Below are 23,806 nucleotides of genomic sequence, written 5' to 3'. Positions count from 1 at the left end.
GCAAAGCACAAAGCTCGCCGCGCAAAACCTGCGGCGCGCCGGCTGATGGCAAAAGCACATGGCAAAGGCGCGTGGCTTAGCGCATACGACAGCGGAAAGCCAACCCGGATCCGGAACGCACTCGAAAGCCAACCCAATGGCGACGGCTGCATCCATTACGGGCAGACGAGCGTAGGCCCGGATCCACATGCCGCGTAAAGCCCACGGCATGCCGGAAAGAAGAACAAGCACGACGGGTCGGAATCTTCCGGACCAGAAAAGAACGGACCAAGACCGGTTCCTTTCGGCCCGCCCGCCGCCTTGAGCGGCACATCCCTGCGCTTGCCGGCCCGGCCCTTGCCCAGCCTTGCGCAAGCCACATGGCGCCACGGCGCTCGACGATCGGACACCTTGTCGTGCCGGCCCGACAGCAGCAACGCGGCGCATTCCGCGCCCCGCTGGAAAACCGCCAGTCCGGTTTTCCACCCTCGGGGATTCTGGGAGTACATCCCGGACCAACCGGGACGGCCCAAGCCGCCCAGCAACGCCCATGCCGCGTACGCGCCCGCCGGCCCATTGCCGGATGCCGCGTCCCGCCTCAGGGTGCGCAACGCCGGAGACTGCGCCGGCGCGCGCGAACCGCCTTGCTCCTGCGCGCCATGATCCGGCGCAATACAGGCGTCATGGCAATGCCTTAGTGTCTGTCCTGGGATCCGACGCGAAACGTCGCGATCGGGCCAATGACGCCACGGCGCGGAAATATTGAATCCGCGCGGCGCCATGGCCAGGCCGGACACCGCTTTTTCCATAACAAGAACTTCAAAGAGAACACCCTATGAATACTCGCTTCACCACCTCGGACCTGATCCGACGCCCGGCCCACACGCAGCTGGACGACATGCCGATCCACATCGGCGACATCGTGTACCTGCAACCGGCCAATGGTCCGGCGATCCGCGCCGCGGTCATCTTCAACGCGCCCATCGACGGCATGACGACCTACACGACGGAAGTCCTGCCGGCCGGCGCGGCGCAGAAGACGCCCGCCCAGCGCATCCGCTTCCGCCACGAGCACGTGCATCGCATCGAGTCCGTCCGCCGCGCGGCCTGAGTCCGCGCAAACACCTCCGCCCGCCCGGGCGGCGGCCTGATTTCCGCGTGATACAGTCGCAGCAGCTTTTTTTCTCGCGGATCCGACCATGCAGAACAACCGCCAAGCCGTCCTGATCTGGGACCTCCCCACCCGACTGTTCCACTGGGCGCTGGTCGTCTGTATCGTGGGCGCGTTCGTCACCGTCAAGCTCGGCGGACTCTACATGGACTGGCACATACGCTTCGGCTGCGCGACGCTGGGCCTGCTCCTGTTCCGCCTCATCTGGGGCTTCATCGGCCCGCGCTATGCGCGTTTCAGCCAGTTCCTGCGCGGCCCCGCGGCCGTGGCCCGCTACCTGAAAGGGGCCGCCGCGCCCGCCGGGCACAATCCGCTGGGGGCGCTGTCGGTGCTGGCGCTGCTGCTGGTGCTGGGCTTCCAGGCGGTCAGCGGCCTGTTCACCTCCGACGACATCATGGTGCAAGGGCCGCTGTACGGCCACGTCGCCGAAGCCACTGCCGGCGCAATGACGTCCTGGCACAAGCTCAACGAGTGGGTCATCATCGGACTGGTCGCGCTGCACATGCTGGCCGTGGCCTGGTACGCGCTGGTGCGCCGCAAGCGCCTGGTGCGCGCCATCATCACCGGCAAGGCCGATGCCAGGGACGTGCCGCCCGGCACGCCACCGGCCGACAATGGCGCCGCCGTCTGGCTGCGCGCGCTGCTGCTGGCGGCCATGGTGACCGGATTGGTGCTGTGGATCCGCTCGCTTGAGATCGCCGCAGACATGTCGTTCTCCTGAGCCGCTCAGACGCCACGACGACATACAAAACGCAGAGCAAGCCGCCCGGATGATCCGGGCGGCTTTTTCATTGCGGGCGGCGCGCAATGAAAAACACCCCCGAGGCGCGCGGCCTGGGGGCGTTGCATCGACACGGGCGTGAGGCCCGCGACGGCTTACTTCTTCTTGCGGTACGAGTCGTGGCAAGCCTTGCAGCTCGCGCCCACGTCGCCGAAGGCGGCGCGCAGCTTGTCCAGGTCGCCGGCATCGGCGGCGGCCGAGAGCTTGACGATGTTGTCCTGGAAGGCCTGCTGCTTCTGCTTGAACCCGGCGGCATCGCTCCAGATCTCGGGACGGGCGTCGCCGCCTTCCGTGCCCGCGCCGAAGGCCGTCCACGGCAGAGCCGACAGGGTCTTCAGGACTTCGACGTTGGCCTTGATCTGCGCGGCATCGTAGGGCGCCTGGCCCTTGATCACCGGCGTCATGCGACCGAAGTGCGAGGCCATCAGCGAAAGCGCCGACTGGCGGTACTTGACCGCGTCCTCGGGCTTGGCGAACTGCGCCTGGGCGGACGTGGCCAGCAGCGGGCCCACGGTCATACAGGCCAGCGCGGCGAGCATGGACAACTTCTTCATAACAATCTCCCGTGAATGAAACAAGAATGCCGCGCGCCCCGCGCGCGGCGGACGGACTCGGATCAGACCGAGCGCGCCAGCTGCGCCGCCAGACCGATATAGGAACGCGGCGTCATGGCCAGCAGTCGGACCTTGGGTTCTTCGGGTAGTTCCAGGCCCTGGATGAATTCACGCAGGGCCTGCTCGGTGATGCCCTTGCCGCGCGTCAGCGCCTTGAGCTGCTCGTAGGGCTGGGGCAGGCCATAGCGGCGCATCACGGTCTGCACCGGCTCGGCCAGGACTTCCCAGCAGGCGTCGATGTCGGCGTCGATGGCGGCGGCGTTCACTTCCAGCTTGCCCAGGCCGCGCATGCAGGCGTCCCAGGCGACCAGGCAGTAACCCAGGCCCACGCCAAGGTTGCGCAGCACGGTGGAGTCGGTCAGGTCGCGCTGCCAGCGGGAGATCGGCAGCTTGTCGGCCAGATGGCGCAGCACGGCGTTGGCCAGGCCCAGGTTGCCTTCGGAGTTCTCGAAGTCGATCGGGTTGACCTTGTGCGGCATGGTCGACGAGCCGACCTCGCCTTCCTTCAGGCGCTGCTTGAAGTAGCCCAGCGCCACATAGCCCCAGATGTCGCGGTCCAGGTCCAGCACGATGATGTTGGCGCGGACCACGGCGTCGAACAGCGCCGACATCCAGTCGTGCGGCTCGATCTGGATGGTGTGGCGGTTCTGGGTCAGGCCCAGGCCGGCCAGCACTTTCTGGCTGAACGCGGGCCAGTCGATCTCGGGATAGGCCGACAGGTGGGCGTTGTAGTTGCCGGTGGCGCCGTTGAGCTTGGCGAGCGGCTCGACGGCCTCGACGGCGGCGATGGCGCGATTCAGGCGCGCGGCCACGTTGGCGAATTCCTTGCCCAGCGTGGTCGGGCTGGCCGGCTGGCCGTGCGTGCGCGACAGCATGGGCTGGTCGGCCTGGGCCACGGCCATCTCGTTGAGCTTGGCGGCGATCTCGCGCAGGCGCGGCAGCACCACCTGGTCGCGCGCGCGGGTCAGCATGAGCGCGTGCGAGGTATTGTTGATGTCTTCCGAGGTGCAGGCGAAGTGGATGAATTCGGCGGCGCGGGCCAGCTCGGCGTCGTCGGCGACCTTTTCCTTCATCCAGTACTCGACGGCCTTGACGTCATGGTTGGTGACGCGCTCGATGTCCTTGATGCGGGCGGCGTCGGCCTCGGAGAAGCCTTCCACCAGCTGACGCAGGCGCTGGCGCGCGCCCTCGGAGAAGGCGGGCAGCTCGGGCAGGCCGGCGTCGGACAGGGCCACCAGCCAGGCAGCCTCGACCTCGACGCGGTGGGCCATGAAGCCGGCTTCGGACAGCAGGCCGCGCAGCGCGTCGCCCCGGGATGCGTAGCGGCCATCCAATGGCGAAAGGGCGTTGAGTTGGCTAAGCTGGTCGGCGATCTGCATGGTCTGTGAGGGAAAAAGCGACAGAGGGGAAAACCCGGCGATTTTATCATCCGGGACGCGTCCACATTGTGGCAAACTGGCTGGCATCCGGCCGCGGCGGGCCGCCGTCATGCGGCCTGCTATACTTCGGCCGCTTTCCGACTCCGCTTGTGACTCCATGAAACTGATCGGCTCGCTTACCAGTCCTTACGTGCGCAAAGTGCGTATCGTCATGGCCGAGAAAAAGCTGGACTACCGGCTTGAAATCGAAAACGTCTGGTCCGCCGACACGCAGATCCAAACGTACAACCCCCTGGGCAAGGTGCCTTGCCTGGTCATGGAAGACGGCGGCGCCCTGTTCGATTCGCGCGTCATCGTCGAGTACGTGGACACGCTTTCGCCCGTCGCCCGCCTGATCCCGCAACCGGGACGCGACCGCGCGGCCGTGAAGTGCTGGGAAGCCATCGCCGACGGCCTGCTGGACGCCTGCGTCACCATCGTCAAGGAAAAGCAGCGCCCCGAGGCGCAACGCAGCCAGGAATGGATTGACCGCCAGTACGGCAAGATCCACGCCAGCCTGGACGCCATGGACAAGAGCCTGGGCGAGAACGCCCATTGCATGGGCATCAACTACAGCCTGGCCGACATCGCCGTGGGCTGCGCGCTGGGGTATCTGGACCTGCGCTTCGCTGAACTGGACTGGCGCACTGGCCATCCCAACCTGGCACGCCTGTACGACAAGCTGGCGCAGCGCCAATCCTTCGTGGATACAGTACCCCAGGCTTAACCCACCCCCGCAGCGCTACGCGCTTCCCCCTCAAGGGGGCGTCGCTGCGGACCGGAGGGCGGAACCCACCCCCGAAGCGCTGCGCGCTCCCCCTCAAGGGGGCGTCGCTGCGGACCGGCAAAGCCGGCTCCGCGCGACCCCACGGGCACATACTGCTTACCTTCGTCTTTCAGACGCTAAACGCCTGCCCGGCCTTGAACAGCATGTACGCCGACAGCGCGAACAGCAGGCAGGCGAACACCTTCTTCAGCGTGGCCACCGGCAGGCGATGCGCCATGCGCGCGCCCAGCGGCGCGGTCAGCACGCTGGCGCAGACCAGCGCGATCAGCGCCGGCCAGTAGATATAGCCCAGCATGCCCGGACGCGAGACGGACTCATTCAGGCCCGACACCACATAGCCCGCGCTATTGGCCAGCGCGATGGGAAAGCCCAGCGCCGCCGAGGTGGACACGGCGTTGTGCAGGGCCACGTTGCACCAGACCATGAAGGGCACGGACAGGAAGCCGCCGCCGGCGCCCACCAGGCCCGACAGGAAACCGATGCCCACGCCGGCCGCGCTGGTGCCCGCGACGCCGGGCATCTGGCGGCTGGGCTTGGGTTTCTTGTTGCGCAGCATGCTCCAGCCGGAATAGCCCACGAACAGCGCGAAGAACAGCGACAGCCAGTGCGAGCTGAGCGCGGCGAACACCGCGCCGCCCGACAGCAGGCCGCCAATGATGATGCCCGGCGCCATCGCGGCGACGATGCCCCATTTGATGGTGCCGCGCTGCTGGTGCGCGCGCACGCTGGAGATCGAGGTGAACAGGATCGAGGTCATGGACGTGGCGATGGCCGCGTGCACCACCAGGTCGGCCGGCATGCCCTTCCAGCTGAACAGCATGGTCAGGAACGGCACCAGCACCATGCCTCCGCCTATGCCGAGCAAACCCGCCGCGAAGCCCGCCGCCGCGCCCAGCGCCAGCAGGCAGATCACCATCGTCACATCCACGTCTCTCTCCCCTTTTTGATGTCATGAACAAGGCCCCGCGCGGGGGCCTTGGTGTGTTGCGCGGTCAAGCCGCGCGCCGGGCCGGCCTCTGCGGGCCGACCGTCAGCTAGGCAATGATACCCCCGCCCAGGCAGATATCGCCGTCATACAGCACGGCGGACTGGCCCGGCGTGACGGCCCATTGCGCTTGCGGAAACACCAGCGAGAAGCGGCCGTCGGCGGCGTCCTCCAGCCGGCAGGCCGCGTCGGCCTGGCGGTAGCGGGTCTTGGCGCCATAGCCACGCGCCTCGGGCGGGCGGCCCGCCACCCAGCTGGCGTCCTGCGCCTGCAGGCGGTTCGACAACAGCCAGGGATGGTCGTGACCCTGCACCACATAGAGCCGGTTGCGCTCCAGGTCCTTGCGCGCCACGTACCAGGCCTCGGCGGTGCCGTCCTCGCGCTGCTTGCCCTTGACGCCGCCCACGCCCAGGCCCTTGCGCTGGCCCAGCGTGTAGAACGACAGGCCTTCGTGGCGGCCCACCTTCTGGCCTTCCGGCGTCAGGATCGGACCCGGCTCGGTCGGCAGATAGCGATTCAGGAACTCGCGGAACGGCCGCTCGCCGATGAAGCAGATGCCGGTGGAATCCTTCTTGGCCGCGTTGTGCAGGCCGATCTCGTGCGCGATGCGGCGCACCTCGGTCTTGTGGATCTCGCCCAGGGGAAACAGCGTGCGCGACAACTGCGCCTGGTTCAGGCGGTGCAGGAAGTAGCTCTGGTCCTTGGACCCGTCCAGCGCCTTGAGCAGCTGGAACTCGCTGCCGCCGCCGGCCGCCGGCACCTCGCGCACGCGCGCGTAGTGGCCGGTGGCGATGTGCTCGGCGCCCAGCGCCATGGCGTGGTCCAGGAAGGCCTTGAACTTGATCTCGGCATTGCACAGCACGTCGGGATTGGGCGTGCGGCCGGCGGAATACTCGCGCAGGAACTCGGCGAAGACGCGGTCCTTGTATTCGGCGGCGAAATTGACGTATTCGAATTCCACGCCGACCAGATCGGCGACGCTGGCCGCGTCCAGCAGATCCTGGCGGGTGGAGCAGTATTCGGAATCGTCGTCGTCTTCCCAGTTCTTCATGAACAGGCCGACGACCTCGTAGCCTTGCTGCTTGAGCAGCCAGGCGGTGACCGAAGAATCGACCCCGCCGGACATGCCGACGACAACGCGGCCTTTCTTGGTGGATGTTTGGCTCATGATGCGATCATTTTAGTGCGTCGGCCGCGGCTTCCTCGTCGGGCCTGGGCTCGGCGGCGCGGGAGACTTCCATCAGCCAGGCGCGGAACGCCTGCAGCGTCGGCAGGCTGGCTTTCTGTTCGGGATAGCACAGGTAATAGCCCATGCGCGCCCGGATCGGCAGCTCCACGGCGACCGACAGCCGGCCGTCGCGCAGTTCATCCTCGACCAGGCAGCGCGGGATCAACGCCACGCCGAAACCGGCGGCGGCGGCCTGCGACAGCAGCGCGTACTGGTCGAAGCGGGCTCCCTCCAGGCTGCGGCGGGTGTCGCAGCCTGCCTGCTCGAACCAGTCGCGCCAGCCATCCAGCGCGGACGTGTGGTGCAGGAGCGGATAGGCCAGCAGGTCTTCGGGGGCGGCGCAGCCGCCGGGTATCAGCCTGGGGCTGTACACGGGCACGATGTCCCGGCCCACGATGTAGTCGGCGCCGCTGCCGGGCCACAGGCCCTCGCCGAAGCGCACGGCGGCGTCCAGCTCGGGGGCGGAGAAATCGTAGCCCTGGCGGTGCGGCAGGAATTCGACGTGGATGTCCGGGCGCTGGCGCATGAAGGCCGTCAGGCGCGGGATCAGCCAGCGCGCGCCGAATGTGGGCATACAGGTCAGGTTCAGCGTGCCGCCGCGCCCCTGGTGCGCGATCAGTTCCACCGTGGCCGCCTCGATCTGCCCCAGGCCGGCCTGGATCTTGGCCAGGTAGGCGCGTCCGGCCTCGGTCAAGACCAGGCCTTGCCTGATGCGCAGGAATAGTTCGACGCCGACGAAGGCCTCCAGATGCTTGACCTGCTTGCTGACGGCGCCTTGCGTGACGCAAAGCTCCTGGGCGGCGCGGGTGAAGCTGGAATGCCGGGCGGCCACTTCAAAAGCCTGCAGATCGGTCAGGGACGGGCAGAAACGCCGCATGCGTGAAGCTCCCGCGACGGGCGCGGGCTCCTTGCCCGCCAGGGGGCATGTCGCCTCGGGATCCACGGCCCGCAGCAAAAAGGGGACGCGCTCCGGAAAGAGGCATGAAAAAAAGTCATAGATTACGGAGAAACTTTCGTTTGCGCAAACCGCCCCCGAAAGAAAGAATCGTTTGTCTGGCGGATGCGTTTTCGCATCCGCCTTCCAATTTTGTACAAGGGGAAACCATGCAACGCCGTAACGTAGTCCTGGGCCTGTGTGTCGCCGCCGCGACCCTGGCCGCTCCGCTGGCCTCGGGCATCGCCCATGCCCAGGATGCCTATCCCAGCAAGCCCGTGCGCCTGATCGTGCCCTTCCCGCCCGGCGGCACCACCGACATCGTCGGCCGCCTGTACGCCGACAAGCTCGGCAAGGAACTGGGCCAGACCGTGGTGGTGGAAAACCGTGGGGGCGCCGGCGGCTCGATCGGCAGCGCCTTTGTTGCCAGCAGCGCGCCGGACGGCTATACCTTGGGAATCGCCACCGTCAGCACGCACGGCATCAACCCGGCCATCTACCCGAACCTGCCGTTCGATGGCGAGAAGGACTTCACGCCCGTCTCGAACCTGGCCGCCGTGCCCAACATCATGACCGTCAACCCGAAAGTCCCGGCCAGGAACATCGCCGACTTCATCAAGCTGGCCAAGAGCGAACCCGGCAAGCTGACCTATGCGTCGGCCGGCAACGGCTCGGTCTCGCACATGATGGGCGAGCTGTTCAAGATGGCCTCGGGCGCCAACCTGATGCACGTGCCCTACCGTGGCGTCGGTCCGGCGCTGAACGACGCGCTGGCCGGCCAGGTGGACGTGCTGTACGACAACCTGCCCTCGACGCTGCCGCACGCGCAATCCGGCCGCCTGGTGCCGCTGGCCGTGGCCTGGCCCAAGCGCGTGGCCAGCCTGCCCGACGTGCCCACCTTCGCCGAGGCCGGCCTGCCGGCGGTGAACGATGCCTCCTGGTTCGGCCTGGTCGCGCCGGCCAAGCTGCCCCAGCCGGTGCTGGACAAGCTCAATGCCGCCGTGCGCAAGGTCAGCGCCGATCCGGACGTCAAGGCCAAGCTCGAAGCGCTGGGCGCCGCGCCCGCCGCCAACTCCCCGGCCGAATTCGCCGCGCAGATCTCGGCCGAGATCGCCAAGAACAAGCGCATCGCCAAAGAAGCCAACGTGAAGATCGACTGAGCCCGTCACACGGCCTGCGGTCTTCGGCCCCCACCGCCCCGTCTCGCGCCGGGCGCGGGGGTCTCCGATCAACGAACCTGAAACCCCTTATGCGATTTACCCAACCCCTGTCCTACCGGCTAGACCTTCCGCCCCGCTATCCCGAATCGGATCCCTCGGCCCCGCTCGTGCTGGACTCCCCGCACAGCGGCACGGCCTACCCTCCCGACTTCGCCGCCGCGGCCGACTACGGGGCATTGCGCACCGCCGAGGACACCTGGGTTGACGATCTGTGGAGCGACGCCGTGGACATGGGCGCGCCGCTGCTGGCGGCGACCTTTCCGCGCGCCTATATCGACGCCAACCGCGCGCCCGACGAGATCGACGAACTGCTGCTGGACCGCCCCTGGCCCGGCGCCGTCAACGCCTCGCCCAAGGTCCGCCTGGGCAAGGGCCTGATCTGGCGCATGCTGGACGACGGCACGCCGCTGTACGACCGCAAGCTCCCGGTCGAGGAAGTCGAGCACCGCATCGCGGCCTGCTGGAAGCCCTATCACGCGGCGCTGCGCCAGCTGCTGGACGGCGCCCATCGCAAGTTCGGCAAGGTCTGGCACATCAACTGCCACTCCATGCCCAGCGTGGCCGGCGCCTACGCCACCGACCAGCCCGGCCTGGTCCACCCCGATTTCGTGCTGGGCGACCGCGACGGCAGCACCAGCGACCCGGCCTTCCGCGAATTCATCGCGGCCTGGCTGCGCGCGCGCGGCTACCACGTGACGGTCAATGACCCGTACAAGGGCGTGGAACTGGTGCGCGCCTTCGGCTGCCCGGCCGAGGGCCGCCACAGCCTGCAGATCGAGATCAACCGCAAGCTCTACATGGATGAAGTCTCGCTGCGTCCGACGGCGGGCTACGGCCGGCTGAAAGCCGACCTGCGCGAGCTGACGGCGGCGCTGATCCTCTGGACGCGCGCGCAGACGGCGTAACCCTTGACGCGCGCGTTCGCGCCGCGAGCCTGCCCCGCAAGCCCCCCGGCCCGCGCCGCGGGGCTTCTGTCTTTCGAATTCGCAACCAGACCGCATTCCCGCGCCTGTCCAAGGAAACGGCGTTTGCGCGCCTTATCAAGGCCGACTCGGACTCGTCCCAATGAACCTTGCGGGCCTCCCCTCTCTATTCCGTGTATAACTATCCGCGAACCTTCTGAGGAGAGGCGTCGATGCACATCGGGATACCAAAAGAAACCCGAGACGGGGAAACCCGTGTCGCAGCAACACCGGAAACCGTCAAGAAGTACACGGCCGGCAAGCATACTGTCGTAGTGGAACGCGGGGCGGGCGTCGCCGCCCGATATCTGGACGAGGCCTACGAGGCCGCCGGCGCGACCCTGGGCTCGGCCCAGGATGCGCTGGGGGCCGGACTGGTGCTGAAGGTGCGCGCGCCTTCCGCCGAGGAACTGCCCCACATGAAGCCGGGCGCCGTGGTGGCCGGCATGCTGGACCCGTTCGACGCCGAAGGCCTGATGCGGCTGGCGGCCGCCGGCCTGACCGGCTTCGCGCTGGAAGCCGCGCCGCGCATCACGCGCGCGCAGAGCCTGGACGTGCTGTCGTCCCAGGCCAACCTGGCCGGCTACAAGGCCGTGCTGCTGGCGGCGCATTACTACGGCCGCCTCTTTCCCATGATGATGACCGCCGCCGGCACGCTCAAGGCCGCGCGCGCCGTGGTGCTGGGCGCGGGCGTGGCGGGCCTGCAGGCCATCGCCACCGCCAAGCGCCTGGGCGCGGTGGTCGAGGCCTCCGACGTGCGTCCCGCCGCGCGCGAGCAGGTCGAATCGCTGGGCGCGAAATTCATCGACGTGCCGTTCGAAACCGACGAGGAGCGCGAGATCGCCCAGGGCGTGGGCGGCTATGCCCGACCCATGCCGCCGTCGTGGATGGCGCGGCAGGCGGCGCTGGTGTCCGAGCGCTGCAAGCAGGCCGACATCATCATCACCACCGCGCTGATCCCGGGCCGCCCGGCGCCCACGCTGGTGTCCGCCGAGACCGTGGCCGGCATGAAGCCGGGCTCGGTGCTGGTGGACCTGGCGGTCGAGCGCGGCGGCAACTGCCCGCTGACCGAGCGCGGCCAGGTCGTGGAAAAGCACGGCGTGACGCTGGTCGGGCTGAACAACCTGCCGGGCATGGTGGCGACCGACGCCTCCGCGCTGTATGCGCGCAACCTGCAGGATTTCCTGAAGCTCATCATCAATGCGGACGGCGCGCTGCAGATCCAGCGCGACGATGAAATCGTGGCTGCCTGCCTGGTGTGCGAAGGCGGCAACGTGACGCGGAGGACCTAGGCATGGAAGCGATCAACCCCACCCTGATGAATCTCATCATCTTCGTGCTGGCCATCTATGTCGGCTACCACGTGGTCTGGAACGTCACCCCCGCGCTGCATACCCCGCTGATGGCCGTGACCAACGCCATCTCGGCCATCATCATCGTCGGCGCCATGCTGGCCGCCGCGCTGACCGAGGGCGGGCTGGCGCGCGGCATGGGCGTGTTCGCCGTGGCGCTGGCCGCGGTCAACGTGTTCGGCGGTTTCCTCGTGACGCGCCGCATGCTGGAGATGTTCAAGAAGAAGGACAGGAAGCCGGGCAAGGAGGACGCGCAATGATCTCGCTGAACCTCGTCACCCTGCTCTACCTGGTCGCCTCGGTCTGCTTCATCCAGGCGCTCAAGGGCTTGTCCCACCCCACCACGTCCCGCCTGGGCAATGCCTTCGGCATGGCCGGCATGGCGATCGCCGTGCTGACCACCGCCGCCCTGATCGTGGGCCTGGCGCGCGAAGGCGCGTCCGCCATCGGCCTGGGCTGGGTGGTGCTGGGCCTGCTGGTGGGCGGCTCGATCGGCACGCTGATGGCCAAGCGCGTCGAGATGACCAAGATGCCCGAGCTGGTCGCCTTCATGCACAGCATGATCGGCCTGGCCGCGGTGGCCATCGCCGTCGCCGTAGTGGCCGAGCCGCAGGCCTTCGGCATCGCGCCGGCCGGCATGCCGATCCCGGTGGGCAACCGCTTCGAGCTGTTCATCGGCACCTTCGTCGGCGCCATCACCTTCTCGGGGTCGGTGATCGCCTTCGGCAAGCTGTCGGGCAAGTACAAGTTCCGCCTGTTCCAGGGCGCGCCGGTGGTGTTCGCCGGCCAGCACATGCTGAACCTGGCGCTGGCGCTGCTGATGCTGGCCGCCGGCGTGTGGTTCATGCTGACGCAGCAATGGACGCCGTTCATCATCATGACGCTGATCGCCTTCGTGCTGGGCGTGCTCATCATCATCCCGATCGGGGGCGCGGACATGCCAGTGGTGGTGTCCATGCTGAACAGCTACTCGGGCTGGGCGGCGGCGGGTATCGGCTTTTCGCTGAACAACCCCATGCTGATCATCGCCGGCTCGCTGGTGGGCTCGTCGGGCGCGATCCTGTCCTACATCATGTGCAAGGCCATGAACCGCTCGTTCTTCAACGTCATCCTGGGCGGCTTCGGCGCGCAGGCGGGCGGCGGCGCGCAGCAGGGCGACGGCCAGCAGCGCAGCGTGAAGTCGGGCAGCCCGGACGATGCGGCCTTCCTCATGACCAACGCCGAAAGCGTCACCATCGTGCCCGGCTACGGCCTGGCCGTGGCGCGCGCCCAGCATGCGCTGAAGGAACTGGCCGAGAAGCTGACCGAGCGCGGCGTGACGGTGAAGTACGCCATCCACCCGGTGGCCGGCCGCATGCCCGGCCACATGAACGTGCTGCTGGCCGAGGCCGAGGTGCCCTACGATCAGGTGTTCGAGATGGAGGACATCAACAGCGAGTTCGGCCAGACCGACGTGGTGCTGGTGCTGGGGGCGAATGACGTGGTCAACCCGGCCGCCAAGAACGATCCCAAGTCGCCGATCGCCGGCATGCCCATCCTGGAAGCCTACAAGGCGCGCACGGTGATCGTGAACAAGCGCTCGATGGCCTCGGGCTACGCCGGGCTGGACAACGAGCTGTTCTACATGGACCGCACCATGATGGTGTTCGGCGACGCCAAGAAGGTGCTCGAGGACATGGTGAAGGCGGTCGAATAGACCGCCGGCCCGGCCCCTGCCCGCCCGATGCCGGTCCGGGCGGGGGCCATGTTTTCCAGCGCTGGCCGACTGGCGGCTGACGGCTGGCGCTATGCTTCCTGGCGCCGGCCGTCGGCCGGCTGGCGCAGCAGTTCGTCCACCACTTCGACCCAATGCCGCACCGGCGTGTCGGTGCCGCTTTGCAGGTGGCCGATGCAGCCGATGTTGGCCGACAGGATCACGTCCGGACCGCCCGCCGCGATGGCCGACAGCTTGCGGTCGCGCAGCTCCAGCGCGATGTCCGGGTTCAGCACCGAATACGCCCCGGCCGAGCCGCAGCACAGATGCTTGTCGGCGAACGGCTGCAATTCGAATCCCAGGTCCGCCAGCAGCTGCTCCGACAAGGGCCGCAGGCCCTGCCAATGCTGCAGCGTGCACGGCGGATGAAAGGCCGCGCGCGGCGCTTGCGGCAAGCGCGCGCGCAGCGCCTGCGCCTGCGGCGCGACGATCTCGGCCACGTCCTTGACCAGCGCCACGATGTCCGCCGCGCGTTGCGCGTAGGCCGGATCGTTGCGCAGGTGATGCGCGTATTCCTTCACCATGGCGCCGCAGCCCGAGGCGTTCATCACGATGGCCTCGACGCGTCCGTCGCGCACCAGCGGCCACCATGCGTCGATGTTGGCGCGCATCTGCGCCAGCGCCGCGTCCTGTTCATCCAGGTGGAAGCTGACCGCGCCGCAGCAGCCCGCCCCCGGCGCGATGCGCGCGCCGATGCCCAGCGCATCCAGCACGCGGATGGTGGCGGCGTCGATGGTGGGCATCATGGACGGCTGCACGCAGCCGGCCAGCATCAGCACCTGGCGCGCGTGCCCGGCCACCTGCGGCAGGCGGCCCGGATCGCGGCGCTCGGGCACCTTGCGGCGCAGCGCCTGCGGCAGTGCGCCGCGCACGGCCTGGCCCAGGCGCATCGCGGGACCGAACAGCGGCGACAGCATGGCCTGGCGCAGCAGCTTGCGCTTGGTGCGCTCGGCCCAGGAGCGCGGCACGCGCTCGTCGACGATCTTGCGGCCGATATCGATCAGGTGCCCGTACTGCACGCCCGACGGGCAGGTGGTCTCGCAGTTGCGGCAGGTCAGGCAGCGGTCCAGATGCTGCTGCGTGGACTGCGTGGGCTCGGCGCCTTCCAGCACCTGCTTGATCAGATAGATGCGCCCGCGCGGGCTGTCTAGCTCGTCGCCCAGGACCTGATAGGTGGGACAGGTGGCCGTGCAGAAACCGCAGTGCACGCAGCGCCGCAGGATGGCGTCGGCCTCGTTGCCCAGATCGGTGTCTTTCGCCCAGGAAGCCAGATGGGTTTGCATGGCGTGCTACAGCTCCAGGATCAGGCGGCCGGGGTTGAAGAGCCCGGCGGGATCGAGTTCTTGCTTGAGGCGGCGCGAGATCAGCGCCAGCGCTGGCGCCAGCGGATGGAACACGCCATCCTCCGGCACGGACATGCCCGCCGGCCGGAACAGCGTGGCGTGCCCGCCCAAGCTGGCGGCGCGCTCGCGCAGCGCGGCCGCCTCGTAATTGCCACAAAGCCAGCGCTGGCCGCCGCCCCACTCCAGCAGCGTCGGACCGAGATCGAGCGCGGCGGCGGTCGGCGGCAGGGCCAGCCGCCACAGCGGCTTGCCGGGTTCGAAGAAGGTGTGGGTCTGCTCGCGCAGCGAACGCCACCAGGCCTGCGCCGCGTCCGGTTCCATCGCGTCGCCGCCGATCTGCTGCCGCGCGCTGGCCAGCGCGGGCGGCGCGCCGGACAGGCGCACGCACAACATGCCCTCGCCGCCATCGGCGTCGCCGCTCCAGCTGGTCGCGGACACCGGCAGCGGCTTGCCGCGCCACTGCGCGAAACAGGACAGCGCCTGCGCCTGCGTGGCGGGCCGCGCCAGCGTCACTTCCTGCATGGGCTTCGGCACGACCTTGAGCGACACCTCCAGGAGGGCGCCGAAGATGCCGTGCGAACCGGCCAGCAGGCGCGACACGTCGTAGCCGGCCACATTCTTCATGACCTCGCCGCCGAAGGACAGCATGCGTCCGTCGGAATCCAGCAGCCGCGCGCCCAGCACGAAATCGCGCAAGGCGCCCGCGCTCATACGGCGCGGCCCGGACAAGCCGGCCGCCACGCAGCCGCCCACCGTCGCGGCGGGCCCGAAATGCGGCGGCTCGAAGGCCAGCATCTGACCGTGGGCGGCCAGCTCGGCCTCCAGATCGGCCAACGGCGTGCCGGCGCGCACCGTGACGACGAGTTCGGACGGGTGATAGTTGACGATGCCGCGATACGGCGTCATGTCCAGCAGGCAATGCCCATCCTGCGGCGTGACGGGCCGGTAGTTGCCATAGAACGATTTGCTGCCGCCGCCCATGACGAACAGGGGCTTGTGGCCGGCGCGCGCCGTCATGACCTGGTCGCACAACTCCGACAGGACGAAATCCATACGGGGTACGTCCTAGAAGCGGGCGAGATCGGGAAAGCTCAGCTCTCCCCCATGCACATGCATCTTGCCGTATTCGGCGCAACGTGCCAGCGTGGGGATGACTTTTTCAGGGTTGAGCAGGCACGGCGGGTCGAACGCCCGCTTGACCGCCAGGAACGCGTCGAGTTCTTCTCGCGAGAATTGCACGCACATTTGATTTATTTTCTCCATTCCTACGCCGTGTTCTCCCGTCACGGTTCCTCCAACCTGCACGCACAGTTCGAGTATGGCGGCGCCGAATTTCTCGGCCCGTTCCACTTCGTCCGGTTTATTCGAATCGAACAGGATCAGCGGGTGCAGGTTGCCATCGCCCGCATGGAAGACGTTGGCGCAGCGCAGGCCGAAGTCGTCTTCCATCTGTTCGATGGCGCCCAGCACGCGCGCCAGATGACGGCGCGGGATGGTGCCGTCCATGCAGTAGTAATCGGGCGACACGCGCCCCGCAGCGGGGAATGCGTTCTTGCGACCCGCCCAGAATTTCAGGCGCTCGGCTTCCGACGCGGATACCTGGCAGCGGGTGGCGCCGGCATCGCGGAACACGGCCTCCATGCGCGCGATCTCGTGCGCCACCTCTTCGGGCGTGCCGTCGGATTCGCATAGCAGGATCGCCTGCGCGTCCATGTCGTAGCCGGCGCGCACGAAGGGTTCGACCATGTGCGTGGCGCGGCGGTCCATCATCTCCAGTCCGGCCGGGATCATGCCGGCCGCGATCACCTGCGTGACCGCGTTGCCGGCCGCCTCGACGCTGGCGAAGCTGGCCATCACGACCTGCGCGCAGGCCGGCTTGGGAATGAGCTTGACCGTCACCTCGGTGACCACGCCCAGCATGCCTTCCGAACCGATGAACACCGACAGCAGATCCAGGCCCGGCGCGTCCGGCGCCTCGGAGCCCAGTTCGACGACGTCGCCGTCGATGGTGACCACGCGCGCGCGCAGCACGTTGTGCACGGTCAGGCCGTACTTCAGGCAATGCACGCCGCCGGAATTCTCGGCCACGTTGCCGCCAATGGAACAGGCGATCTGGCTGGAGGGATCGGGCGCATAGTACAAGCCGTAGGGAGCGGCCGCTTCGGAAATCGCCAGGTTGCGCACGCCGGGCTCGACCACGGCGGTGGCGCTGGCCAGATCGATGCGGCGGATGCGATTGAACTTGGACAGACCCAGCAGCACGCCCTGGCTGTGCGGCATGGCGCCGCCGGACAGGCCGGTGCCGGCGCCGCGCGCGACCACCGGCGCGTTCAGGCGCTTGCAGATGCGCATCACGGCCTGCACCTGCTCCTCGGTCTCGGGCAGCGCCACGACGGCCGGCAAGGCGCGGTATAGCGACAGGCCGTCGCATTCGTAGGGGCGGGTGTCCTCTTCGCGAAACAGCACGCAGTGCGCGGGCAACGCGGCCAACAGGGCCTCGATCAATTGCTGCGGAGAATAAGGCGGCTGCGCTTGCGCCAGGCCGGTTTCGACCAGTGAGTTCATGGATGAAACAATAGCGCGCCCGCTGGGCGGACGCAGGCCGGGATTTACCCGCATCGACAGCGCAGCCCCGTATGAAACGGCGTTCGCGCATGTAACCGGCGAATGTTCGCCCACGTAACCGACGGTAAATGCACGCCGGCGCGAACCCACGCGGGCCGCGTCGCCCGGGCGAAAAAAAACGGCGGCCATCGCTGCGCCGCCGTTCTTCTGCACGCGCCCCGGGGGCGCACCCTCACCAGGAAACGATCTTCCCGGGATTGAGGATGTTGTTCGGATCGAACGCGTGCTTGAGGCTGCGCATCAGTTCCAGCGCGTTGTCGCCGTGCTCCTCGGCCATGAACTGCATCTTGTGCAGGCCCACGCCATGCTCGCCAGTGCAGGTGCCGTCGGCGGCGATGGCCCGGCGCACCAGGTTATGGTTGATGGTCTCGGATTCCTGCCATTCCTTCTCGCTGTCCGCATCGAGCAGCATCAGCACGTGGAAGTTGCCGTCGCCCACGTGGCCCACGATGGTGTACGGGAAGCTGGCGCGGTCCAGTTCATCGACGGTTTCGCGCACGCAATCGGCCAGGCGCGAGATTGGCACGCAGACGTCGGTGGTGCTGGCGCGGCAACCGGGACGCAGCTGCAGGCCGGCGAAGTAGGCATTGTGACGCGCGGTCCAGAGGCGGCTGCGGTCTTCGGGGCGCTCGGCCCATTCGAAGTCCATGCCGCCGTGCTCGGCGGTGATGGCCTGCACGGTCTCGGCCTGCTCCTGCACGCCGGCCGGGCTGCCGTGGAACTCAAACACCAGCAGAGGCGTCTCGCGCAACGTGAGCTTGCTGTGCAGATTGACGGCGCGCACGCTGGCCGCGTCCATGAATTCCACGCGCGCCACCGGCACGCCCATCTGGATGATCTCGATCACGCTCTGGACGGCGTCGTCCAGCGTGGGGAAGTTGCACACGGCGGCCGACACGGCCTCGGGCTGCGGATACAGGCGCACCGTGACTTCGGTGATGATGCCCAGCGTGCCTTCGCTGCCGACGAAGACGCGCGTCAGGTCGTAGCCGGCGGAGGACTTGCGGGCGCGGCCCGCGGTGCGCACGATGCGGCCGTCGGCGGTGACCACGGTCAGCGACATGACGTTCTCGCGCATGGTGCCGTAGCGCACGGCGTTGGTGCCGGAGGCGCGCGTGGCGGCCATGCCGCCCAGGCTGGCGTCGGCGCCCGGATCGATGGGGAAGAACAGCCCGGTGCTGCGGATCTCTTCGTTGAGCTGCTTGCGCAGCACGCCGGCCTGCACCGTGGCGGTGAGGTCTTCGGCATTGACGGCCAGCACCTTGTTCATCTGCGACAGGTCCAGGCTGATGCCGCCCTGGATCGCCAGGATGTGGCCTTCGAGCGAGGAGCCCGCGCCGTAGGGAATCAGCGGCACGCGGTGTTCATTGCACAGCCTGGCGATCTCGGCCACTTCCTCGGTGCTGTGCGCGAAGACCACGCCGTCCGGCGCCATCACGGGATACGGCGACTCGTCGCGGCCATGATGCTCGCGCACGGCGGCGGATTCGGAGAAGCGGTCGCCGAAGCGCGCGCGCAGGGCTTCCAGACAAGCGGCCGGCACCGAGCGGCGCAGGGTTTCGGCATGCAGGGGGGCGTTCATGGTTGGCGGATCCCGGATTCGATGATCCGGCTATTCTACGCCGCCGCCCATGCTGCGCCGCAGCGCGCCGCGCCGTGCGCCGGCCTGCCGGCGCACGGCGCAACCCGGACTCATTTGCCGGACGTCAGCGCGACGCGGCGGCGTTCGCGCACGGCCAGGGCCAGGCGTTCCAGCACGGCCACCGACGCATCCCAATCGATGCAGCCGTCGGTGATGCTCTGGCCGTAGACCAGCGGCGTGCCCGGCACCATGTCCTGACGGCCGCCCAGCAGATGGCTTTCGATCATCATGCCCACCAGGCGCGCGTCGCCCGCTTCCATCTGGCGCGCCACGTCTTCCGCGACCAGCGGCTGATTCTCGGGCTTCTTGCTGCTGTTGGCGTGGCTGGCGTCGATCATGATGCGCTGGGCCAGGCCGGACTTGGCCATGTCCTGGCAGGCGGCGTCGACGCTGGCCGCGTCGTAGTTGGGCGTCTTGCCGCCGCGCAGAATCACGTGGCAGTCCTCGTTGCCGGCCGTCGAGACGATGGCGGAATGGCCGCCCTTGGTCACCGACAGGAAATGATGCGGCTGCGAGGCGGCCTTGATCGCGTCCACGGCGATCTTCACATTGCCGTCCGTGCCGTTCTTGAACCCGACCGGACACGACAGCCCCGAAGCGAGTTCGCGGTGCACCTGGCTTTCGGTGGTGCGAGCGCCAATGGCGCCCCAGGACACCAGGTCGGCGATGTACTGCGGCGTGATCATGTCCAGGAATTCGCAGCCGGCCGGCAGGCCCAACGTGTTGATGTCCAGCAGCAGCTCGCGCGCCACGCGCACGCCCTTGTTGATGTCGAAGCTGCCGTCCAGCTCGGGATCGTTGATCAGCCCCTTCCAGCCCACCGTGGTGCGCGGCTTCTCGAAGTACACGCGCATGACGATTTCCAGGTCGGCGCTCAGGCGGTCGCGCACGGGCTTCAGGCGCTTGGCGTACTCGATGGCGGCGCGCGTATCGTGGATCGAGCAGGGGCCGATCACGACGATCATGCGGTCGTCCATGCCGTGCAGGATGCGGTGCATGGCCTGCCGGGCGGCGAACACGGTGTCGGACGCCTCCTTGGTGCAGGCGAATTCGCGCATGACGTGCGCCGGCGGATTCAGCTCTTTGATTTCTCGGATGCGAAGGTCATCGGTATTGTGTGACACGGTACTGCTCCTGGGTTGCCCGCCAGGGGATGGTTCCCTCTGGATGTCCCCCACGGGACGATTCCCGAGGGGGGTTTCCGGACCTGGCGGCGCAAAAAAAGCCGCCAGTTCGCTGGCGGCTTTTTCGGGGGATTCTTTCCAAACTTCAGATTGAGCGCGTCCCTTCCTCCGCCAGCGGCTTCAGAAAACCATAAAAATAAAAGTAAAAGGCGGGGGACGCGAATTTCATGGGAAACGACTCTAGCACAATTTTTTTTCACCGTCACGCGGGTTTATCGGGACGGAACCGCCCGCCATGACGACAATCAAGCGGCGCGGCAACGCGCGGCGGGACCAGGCGCGCGCCCTGCCCCGCCGGCCCGATCCGGCTCAGGCCGTGCCGCCCACCGTCAGGCCTTCCATGCGGACCGTGGGCATGCCCACGCCCACCGGCACGCTCTGGCCATCCTTGCCGCAGGTGCCGACGCCCGAGTCCAGCTTCATGTCGTTGCCGATCAGCGTGACGCGGTTCATGGCGTCCGGACCGTTGCCGATCAGGGTGGCGCCCTTGACCGGATAGGTGATCTTGCCGTTCTCGATCATGTAGGCCTCGGAGGCCGAGAACACGAACTTGCCGTTGGTGATATCGACCTGGCCGCCGCCGAAATTCACCGCGTACAGGCCGCGCTTGACCGAGGACACGATTTCCTCGGGCGGGGTCTCGCCCGCCAGCATGTAGGTATTGGTCATGCGCGGCATGGGCAGGTGCGCGAAGGATTCGCGGCGGCCGTTGCCGGTGGCGGCGGTCTTCATCAGGCGCGCGTTCAGCGTGTCCTGCATATAGCCGCGCAGGATGCCGTCCTCGATCAGCACATTGCGTTGGGTGGCGTTGCCCTCGTCGTCGATGTTGAGCGAGCCGCGACGGTCGGGGATGGTGCCGTCGTCGATCACGGTCACGCCCTTGGAGGCGACGCGCTCGCCAATGCGGCCCGAGAACACGCTGGAACCCTTGCGGTTGAAATCGCCTTCCAGGCCATGGCCCACGGCCTCATGCAGCAGGATGCCGGGCCAGCCGGATCCCAGCACCACGGTCATCTCGCCAGCCGGCGCCGGGCGCGCTTCCAGGTTGACCAGCGCCTCATGCACGGCGCGTTCCACGTAGCCTTGCAGCATCTCGTCGGTGAAATAGGCCAGGCCCAGGCGGCCGCCGCCGCCGGCATGGCCCATTTCGCGGCGTCCGTTGCGCTCGGCGATGACGGTCAGGGACAGGCGCACCAGCGGACGCACGTCGGCGGCCAGGCGGCCGTCGCTGCCCGCCACCAGCACCACGTCATACTCGGCGCCCAGGCCGGCCATGACCTGGATCACATGGGGATCGCGCGCCCGCGCCATGCGTTCGATGCGTTCCAGCAGCGCGACCTTTTCGGGAGCGCTGAGGGTCGCGACCGGATCGATATCGGCATACAGGCTGCGGCCGTGTTCGGCTTCGACCTGGGCCGCGACCTTGACCTTGCCGGCGCCACGGCGGGCAATGCCGCGCACCGCGTGCGCCGACGACAGCAGCGCATCGGCCGACAGCGAATCGGAATAGGCGAAGGCGGTTTTCTCGCCGCTCACGGCGCGCACGCCCACGCCCTGGCTGATGGAAAAACTGCCGGTCTTGACGATGCCCTCTTCCAGGCTCCAGCCTTCACTGCGGGTGTATTGGAAATACAGGTCGGCGTAATCGACCTTGTGCGTGAAGATCTCGCCCAGCGCGCGCGCCATATCCGCCTCGGTCAGCCCCCAGGGGTCGAGCAGCAGCGATTTGGCGGTGGCCAGGGAAGCAATAGCGGGGTCGGTGATTTTCATGTGTCTCTGGGTTCTTCCGGGGCGCCGGCGCGCGTCTGCGCAATGGCGCTCAAGCCTCTATCGTAACGCCGAGTCGCGCCTCGCGTCGCGCATGCGCGATGCTTGCCACAAGGACGGCGATTCAATTGCGCAAATGGGCGGAAAAGCCCGCGACAGCGCCGGGCTGGCCCCATATTTCCCTATCCAGTTAAGCAATTCCGCGCGGCAATTCCGCGCGCGCTTATTTATCCGCCGCGGAACCGGACGGCGACGGATATTTTGCCGGCGCGCACGCCATGCAATCTTCTTACATGTATAAATTTATTTACAAAGTCGTCTGACAAGCTGTCATGAAGTTGCCATATGCGAGAGACCGATCAACAGGCGTGCACCCTTTTCCTTTCGCTTTGCCCAAAGCGAAAATGCCTGGCTCAAATGCGGCGCGCGTCCTCGAATAGCTCTCGGCCAAGACAGCCGTGCGCCGGACATACTTGACGCGGCAAAAGAAGAACGGATGACGCCCCCGCCAAAACCCTATTCATATCAAGGGATTACAAAACCGGGATCGCGCAACATCTGTGCATCACATGAAACAAACAAGAGCCATTGCCATGACTCGGCCCGTCGATTGGCACGCTCATTGAATCAAAGCACGCCGTTTTTCAATTCGTCCTAGATTTGAGAATGGTATTCCCAATACTTGTTCCAAGCCGAAACCCGCACGGCTGAAGGCATCCGGACGCTTTTGATACAAAGTAATCAGTCTGAAAACCGGGAAATGTGTACGTAATTTGGGTATTATGCGGGACATAACAAATAACAAGTCTTCGCCGGCGAATAAAGCAGTTCCATAATCAGGAATAAATCATGGCCCGAGAAACCTACGCAGCACTGCAAGCAAAGATCGAGAAGGAAATCAACAAGCTCCAAAAGAAGGCTGAAGTCCTGCAAACGAAGCGCCGCAAGCCGGTGATTTCGTCGATCATCGCGTCGATGCGCGAGTACGACATTACCCCCGAAGAAATCGCCGCCGCCTATGGCGCTGGCGCGAAGCCCGCTCGTGGAGCCGCCCGCCGCAAGACCGGCGCCGCGGCCCGCCCCGCCAACGCCGCCAAACGCGCCGTTGCGCCCAAGTACCGTCATCCCCAAACCGGGGAGACCTGGAGCGGTCGAGGCAAGGCCCCCCGTTGGCTCGCCGCGGAAGAAGCCGCCGGCGCGGCACGCGAGAGTTTTCTCATCAAAGAATAAGAAAACCTATTCTTTAGTATGAAATAAAAATCGGCGCACCATCTTGGTGCGCCGATTTTTTATTTTGAGTATTTACTGTCGATGCCCGCTTTATCGCACCGGGAATTGAATCTCGCGTTCAGCGCCGTTATTGCCAGGGAAATTGTCGAATATCGCGCGGACCAGATATGGCATGGTGCGCAGCAGATTGTCGCCCTCGCTCAGCACATAGGCGGTTGAACGATAGACCTCGGCGCCGCCCCGCTGGACGTCCCGGATCTGCAGGCTCAGGGCGTTGCGCTGCACGACCATGGGCACGTCCACCCAATCCGGGCCCCAATAACCGAAACCGCCGCCCCAAGGACGCGGACCGTAATAGCCGCCATGGCCGTAGCCATAACCGCCGTAGAAACCCGGATCATACGGACGGCGGACCATGACCTGGGTCTGCGACGTGCCATATGTGAATGACACATCGAAACGAGGTTTGGCGCCGGCTTGCGCCTCGACCAGGCCGGTGGCGCCGATACCGGCTCGGACCATGTCCTGGAACGACTGGTATTCGAGATTATTGGTTTGCGAGGCGTCGGCCGGCACGAACTGGTACGACTGCCCCTCGACGCCGGCGGGCCATTGCTGGAATGAGGTCACCCGCGCCGCCACGGTCGGGGCCGCGCAGCCGCTCAGGAGCATGGCTCCCGACACGGCGAAAAGGCCGGCCAGGCGGCCCATGTTGAAAATCGATGTCCCGGACATTTGCAGCTCCTCTACGCACTACGGCGCCATGATACTGACATTGGACTATGGCAGACGCCGAAAGTTTGCGGAGTCAGGCCTTGCCGAGGCAGCCCA

22 protein-coding genes are annotated in these 23,806 nt (G+C 67.0%); 9 read left to right on the top strand and 13 right to left on the bottom strand.

The window, feature by feature from the left end; genetic code table 11:
- Positions 1-155: 155 nt before the first annotated feature.
- Positions 156-788 (bottom strand): hypothetical protein, encoded by a 633-nt coding sequence (locus tag C2U31_RS30565; protein ID WP_158658381.1) that lies wholly within the window; start codon positions 786-788, stop codon positions 156-158.
- A 26-nt stretch (positions 789-814) separates the two neighbouring features.
- Here C2U31_RS30565 and C2U31_RS15120 point away from each other — a divergent pair, with 26 nt between their 5' ends.
- The gene (locus C2U31_RS15120; RefSeq protein ID WP_103273513.1) at positions 815-1,090 is read left to right on the top strand and encodes a hypothetical protein; all 276 of its coding nucleotides are present in this window, start codon (positions 815-817) and stop codon (positions 1,088-1,090) included.
- An 88-nt stretch (positions 1,091-1,178) separates the two neighbouring features.
- On the top strand, positions 1,179-1,871 hold the full coding sequence (locus tag C2U31_RS15115; RefSeq protein WP_103273512.1) for a cytochrome b/b6 domain-containing protein: 693 nt from the start codon (positions 1,179-1,181) through the stop codon (positions 1,869-1,871).
- Positions 1,872-2,026: 155 nt separating this feature from the next.
- Here C2U31_RS15115 and C2U31_RS15110 read toward each other — a convergent pair whose 3' ends face one another.
- On the bottom strand, positions 2,027-2,485 hold the full coding sequence (locus C2U31_RS15110; RefSeq protein WP_103273511.1) for a cytochrome c: 459 nt from the start codon (positions 2,483-2,485) through the stop codon (positions 2,027-2,029).
- A gap of 62 nt (positions 2,486-2,547) precedes the next feature.
- Positions 2,548-3,924 (bottom strand): adenylosuccinate lyase, encoded by a 1,377-nt coding sequence (gene purB, locus C2U31_RS15105; protein ID WP_103273510.1) that lies wholly within the window; start codon positions 3,922-3,924, stop codon positions 2,548-2,550.
- 157 nt (positions 3,925-4,081) lie between these two features.
- Between purB and C2U31_RS15100 the strand changes: the two genes are divergently transcribed.
- Complete coding sequence (locus C2U31_RS15100; protein ID WP_103273509.1) at positions 4,082-4,690, top strand: glutathione S-transferase; 609 nt, start codon at positions 4,082-4,084, stop codon at positions 4,688-4,690.
- Between the two features lie 169 nt (positions 4,691-4,859).
- On the opposite strand, the gene C2U31_RS15095 is transcribed toward C2U31_RS15100, so the two are convergent.
- From C2U31_RS15095 to C2U31_RS15085, 3 genes are all read right to left on the bottom strand, one after another.
- The gene (locus tag C2U31_RS15095; RefSeq protein ID WP_103273508.1) at positions 4,860-5,678 is read right to left on the bottom strand and encodes a sulfite exporter TauE/SafE family protein; all 819 of its coding nucleotides are present in this window, start codon (positions 5,676-5,678) and stop codon (positions 4,860-4,862) included.
- A 106-nt stretch (positions 5,679-5,784) separates the two neighbouring features.
- A complete protein-coding gene (gene mnmA / locus C2U31_RS15090) occupies positions 5,785-6,903 on the bottom strand; it encodes a tRNA 2-thiouridine(34) synthase MnmA (RefSeq protein ID WP_103273507.1) in 1,119 nt (372 codons plus the stop codon).
- A 7-nt stretch (positions 6,904-6,910) separates the two neighbouring features.
- A complete protein-coding gene (locus tag C2U31_RS15085) occupies positions 6,911-7,840 on the bottom strand; it encodes a LysR substrate-binding domain-containing protein (protein ID WP_103273506.1) in 930 nt (309 codons plus the stop codon).
- A gap of 227 nt (positions 7,841-8,067) precedes the next feature.
- On the opposite strand from C2U31_RS15085, the gene C2U31_RS15080 reads away from it, so the two are divergent.
- From C2U31_RS15080 to C2U31_RS15060, 5 genes are all read left to right on the top strand, one after another.
- Entirely contained in the window at positions 8,068-9,057 is a 990-nt protein-coding gene (locus tag C2U31_RS15080) for a tripartite tricarboxylate transporter substrate binding protein (protein WP_103273505.1), read from the top strand.
- Positions 9,058-9,146: 89 nt separating this feature from the next.
- A complete protein-coding gene (locus C2U31_RS15075; protein ID WP_103273504.1) occupies positions 9,147-10,022 on the top strand; it encodes an N-formylglutamate amidohydrolase in 876 nt (291 codons plus the stop codon).
- Between the two features lie 230 nt (positions 10,023-10,252).
- The gene (locus tag C2U31_RS15070; protein WP_103273503.1) at positions 10,253-11,371 is read left to right on the top strand and encodes a Re/Si-specific NAD(P)(+) transhydrogenase subunit alpha; all 1,119 of its coding nucleotides are present in this window, start codon (positions 10,253-10,255) and stop codon (positions 11,369-11,371) included.
- Between the two features lie 2 nt (positions 11,372-11,373).
- Positions 11,374-11,691 (top strand): NAD(P) transhydrogenase subunit alpha, encoded by a 318-nt coding sequence (locus tag C2U31_RS15065; RefSeq protein WP_103273502.1) that lies wholly within the window; start codon positions 11,374-11,376, stop codon positions 11,689-11,691.
- Positions 11,688-13,127, top strand: a complete 1,440-nt coding sequence (locus C2U31_RS15060) for an NAD(P)(+) transhydrogenase (Re/Si-specific) subunit beta (RefSeq protein ID WP_103273501.1) — start codon at positions 11,688-11,690, stop codon at positions 13,125-13,127. Before C2U31_RS15065 ends, C2U31_RS15060 begins: the two co-directional genes overlap by 4 nt.
- A gap of 89 nt (positions 13,128-13,216) precedes the next feature.
- Here C2U31_RS15060 and glcF read toward each other — a convergent pair whose 3' ends face one another.
- From glcF to tldD, 6 genes are all read right to left on the bottom strand, one after another.
- The gene (gene glcF, locus C2U31_RS15055; RefSeq protein ID WP_103273500.1) at positions 13,217-14,467 is read right to left on the bottom strand and encodes a glycolate oxidase subunit GlcF; all 1,251 of its coding nucleotides are present in this window, start codon (positions 14,465-14,467) and stop codon (positions 13,217-13,219) included.
- A 6-nt stretch (positions 14,468-14,473) separates the two neighbouring features.
- Positions 14,474-15,580: a glycolate oxidase subunit GlcE gene (glcE, locus tag C2U31_RS15050; protein WP_103273499.1), complete on the bottom strand. Its 1,107-nt coding sequence runs from the start codon at positions 15,578-15,580 to the stop codon at positions 14,474-14,476.
- 12 nt (positions 15,581-15,592) lie between these two features.
- Positions 15,593-17,092, bottom strand: coding sequence for an FAD-linked oxidase C-terminal domain-containing protein (locus tag C2U31_RS15045; RefSeq protein ID WP_103273498.1), 1,500 nt, complete (start codon positions 17,090-17,092; stop codon positions 15,593-15,595).
- Positions 17,093-17,324: 232 nt separating this feature from the next.
- A complete protein-coding gene (locus C2U31_RS15040) occupies positions 17,325-18,734 on the bottom strand; it encodes an FAD-binding oxidoreductase (RefSeq protein ID WP_103273497.1) in 1,410 nt (469 codons plus the stop codon).
- Between the two features lie 110 nt (positions 18,735-18,844).
- On the bottom strand, positions 18,845-19,918 hold the full coding sequence (aroG, locus tag C2U31_RS15035) for a 3-deoxy-7-phosphoheptulonate synthase AroG (RefSeq protein WP_103273496.1): 1,074 nt from the start codon (positions 19,916-19,918) through the stop codon (positions 18,845-18,847).
- Positions 19,919-20,287: 369 nt separating this feature from the next.
- Positions 20,288-21,748, bottom strand: coding sequence for a metalloprotease TldD (gene tldD, locus C2U31_RS15030; protein WP_103273495.1), 1,461 nt, complete (start codon positions 21,746-21,748; stop codon positions 20,288-20,290).
- Between the two features lie 846 nt (positions 21,749-22,594).
- On the opposite strand from tldD, the gene C2U31_RS15025 reads away from it, so the two are divergent.
- Entirely contained in the window at positions 22,595-22,975 is a 381-nt protein-coding gene (locus C2U31_RS15025; protein WP_103273494.1) for an H-NS family nucleoid-associated regulatory protein, read from the top strand.
- Positions 22,976-23,065: 90 nt separating this feature from the next.
- Here the strand turns inward: C2U31_RS15025 and C2U31_RS15020 are convergent, their stop codons facing one another.
- Complete coding sequence (locus tag C2U31_RS15020) at positions 23,066-23,710, bottom strand: DUF4136 domain-containing protein (RefSeq protein ID WP_103273493.1); 645 nt, start codon at positions 23,708-23,710, stop codon at positions 23,066-23,068.
- Between the last annotated feature and the right edge of the window lie 96 nt (positions 23,711-23,806).

The organism is Achromobacter sp. AONIH1 (assembly GCF_002902905.1).
Taxonomy (GTDB): domain Bacteria; phylum Pseudomonadota; class Gammaproteobacteria; order Burkholderiales; family Burkholderiaceae_B; genus Achromobacter.
This window is presented reverse-complemented; position numbering and strand designations above follow the sequence as displayed.